This is a genomic window from Priestia sp. KCTC 13724 (assembly GCF_056820425.1).
Genome location: NZ_JBXDLD010000133.1, coordinates 1 through 2549, shown reverse-complemented (window position 1 = coordinate 2549; position 2549 = coordinate 1). Strand labels below are relative to the sequence as shown.

The 2549-nt window shown below is 30.5% G+C and carries 4 protein-coding genes; 3 read left to right on the top strand and 1 reads right to left on the bottom strand.

Annotation, left to right across the window (positions count from 1 at the left end; genetic code table 11):
- Positions 1 to 56: 56 nt before the first annotated feature.
- Positions 57 to 305, bottom strand: a complete 249-nt coding sequence (locus AC1UFB_RS16250) for a hypothetical protein (RefSeq protein WP_482589505.1) — start codon at positions 303 to 305, stop codon at positions 57 to 59.
- Between the two features lie 307 nt (positions 306 to 612).
- On the opposite strand from AC1UFB_RS16250, the gene AC1UFB_RS16245 reads away from it, so the two are divergent.
- The 3 genes from AC1UFB_RS16245 (at position 613) to AC1UFB_RS16235 (ending at position 2506) form a co-directional block, all read left to right on the top strand.
- Positions 613 to 978 carry a hypothetical protein gene (locus tag AC1UFB_RS16245; RefSeq protein ID WP_328101868.1) on the top strand — a complete coding sequence of 122 codons (366 nt, stop codon included), beginning with the start codon at positions 613 to 615 and terminating at the stop codon, positions 976 to 978.
- Between the two features lie 115 nt (positions 979 to 1093).
- A complete protein-coding gene (locus AC1UFB_RS16240; protein WP_328101869.1) occupies positions 1094 to 1468 on the top strand; it encodes a hypothetical protein in 375 nt (124 codons plus the stop codon).
- 255 nt (positions 1469 to 1723) lie between these two features.
- Positions 1724 to 2506, top strand: a complete 783-nt coding sequence (locus tag AC1UFB_RS16235; RefSeq protein WP_482589504.1) for an AAA family ATPase — start codon at positions 1724 to 1726, stop codon at positions 2504 to 2506.
- Positions 2507 to 2549 lie beyond the last annotated feature (43 nt).

Sequence of the window (2549 nt, the reverse complement as noted above, 5' to 3'; positions counted from 1 at the left end):
TTGATTGATACATTTATCGTACCGGAGGTGCCTGATGTTTTATATGCGTTGTTTGATTACGGGCTTACATTATATGTTTTATAAAAATAAAATAAGGGATTTATATTCTCACCATCCCAATATCCATGGTAGCCAAGATAGTACGATTCAGGTTCAAGATATCCAAACAGTCTTGCAATTAGATCAATCCTTTTTTCTTCATAAAGGGTAGATACAAACTGTGTAAGAGAATTTACCCCCTCTGTAAACGATATTTTTAAAAAGTCTGGTATTAACCTATATTCAACCAATCCAATTTGTTTCACTTAGATTCCGCCTCCTTTGTTAATAATATTACAGCAGGAAATAGGCAATTACTATTGTGTATTGTAATCACAAAAATGTTGATTTTATAGTGATGATATTTTTTGCTGATTAATTTAGGTAGAGGGTGATTTTTTGCCCGAAAATCGGGGTTAAACAGCCCCTCCAATCAACTTTAGGTATGAAGTGATACATAAGTATTAAAATCAATCATTAATGTATTTCTTCCCATAAAAATCAAGGTTTTTACTTCATTATCTTGAAGAGTCGTCATGTATTAATTTTCATAAGATAATGGAGGAGATACACTTGCAGCAAACAAATCACTCAAGAAAACCAATGGAAAATGAAATTATTGAATTCCATTACGAAAATTACCAATTTATTATTACACGCTTTAAAAGAATCAATTGGAAGCAATACGAGGGTTTTGCTCAATATCAGTACTTTTTATTTGTGTTTGATAAAAGGCTAGCAAAAATTAATCAAGAAAATTCTTTAATTGAAGTTTTTAATACAGAGATTAGAGATATTGCTTTTGCAACCTTTGAAGATCTTACTCAAAATATACATGCTGTCCTGAGCGAGTATATTCTAGTTGATGATGCGATTTTCGAGTGTTTAAAACAAGTTGAAAAATTGAATCCTATTTATTTGGACAAAGACGAGGAGTGAAATCCTTGTCTTTTTACTTGCCTTAATTTCCGAATATGTTGATAAAATTTTTGCTCTAAAAATGCAGTAATCATCGCTTCAATGTAGAAGTAAACGGTTAATGGAGGTGGAAATATTGATTAAATTAAGTGTTGAAGAATTAATCGAAATTAATGATTTTTATAATGGTGCAACTAGGGTAACGATAACTCATGCAACAGGTAATACGGTTCTATTGGAACTTTATGATGGTCGAGATATAGAAGAATTCGTTCTTAGTAAGAGGGATTCGATAATGGTCCTTAGAAACTTTTATGTTGAGGATATTTGTGACAACATTGTCCATTCAGGAGTTTGTGGTCTTATTGATGTTAAAATTGACAAGAAAATTGAACACTATCCAGTACAAATCACAGTTGAAGATGGACATAAGTATTTCTGTAATTTAGAGGAACTCAAATACATAAACGGCATAATTGAATACCAAAAAGAAATGTTAAGTAAAAAATAGGGAAAAGAATTAATGCAGGTAGAAATAATAAACTAAAAAAGATTAGGATAGTTTCACAGGTTTAATACAAAGTTAACTAACTTTTGAAACGTTTTACAGACTGATCATGATTTCAAACAGTAGGGAAACCTACTGTTTTTTTTGAGAAATCAATTAAGAACTAGAGGATTAGAAAAAATGGAGGATTTTGTCATCTTTTGTAGAATTCCTACATGGATACTATAAATTAAATTTTGTTAAGGAGTTTAGTTAGCCGTGTATATTTCAAAGTTAAGTGTGAAGAACTATAGAAATTTCGGTGAAGGGAAATTCTCTATACCGCTGAAACCATTTACTGCAATTATTGGGGAAAATAATATCGGAAAATCAAACCTTATTGATTGTATTGGTTTGGTCTTAAGTCAAGATATTACAATGTTTAAGAAAAGGTTTTTAGATGTGGATGACATCAACTCTAAAACAAAAGAAACCTTTAAAAAGTCTATTGTAAACCTTATAGATGAAGAGATCATTGACGAATCAAAAATAAAATATCCTGATGTAAGGGTAGAATTAATTTTGGATGAACTAGATGAGGAGCAACTTGCAGTAGTGGGGGATTGGTTCTATGAAAAGACCTTTACTAAGGCTAAACTTACTTATTGGTTTAAAGCAAGGGCTGGTTTTAAAAGACAAGAATGGGTTGAGAGACAAGTTGCTAATTTAAGGGAACTGTTAATCGAGGGAAAGGTAAAAAAGGAAGAATTATTTCATCATGTTGAATTTCCTATTGATCAATACGAATATGTAATTTTTGGTGGAAATAACCCAACAAATAAATGTGATCCATACTTCATAAAAATGCTGAAATTAGAAGTCCTTGACGCTTTACGTGATGCTAAAAAGGAACTAGTTGCAAATGGAGAATACAAATTATTATATCGTATTTTAAATAGGAATTATGAAAATGATTTTGTTGAGATTCAATCACTACTTGGAGACCTTAATCAGAAATTAAAAGAAAATAAAAAATTAGCACTAGCGTCGCATAAATTTTAACCGAATTTTCTGTTTTCTTATTTTTCCTTTTATAAAGAAAAAC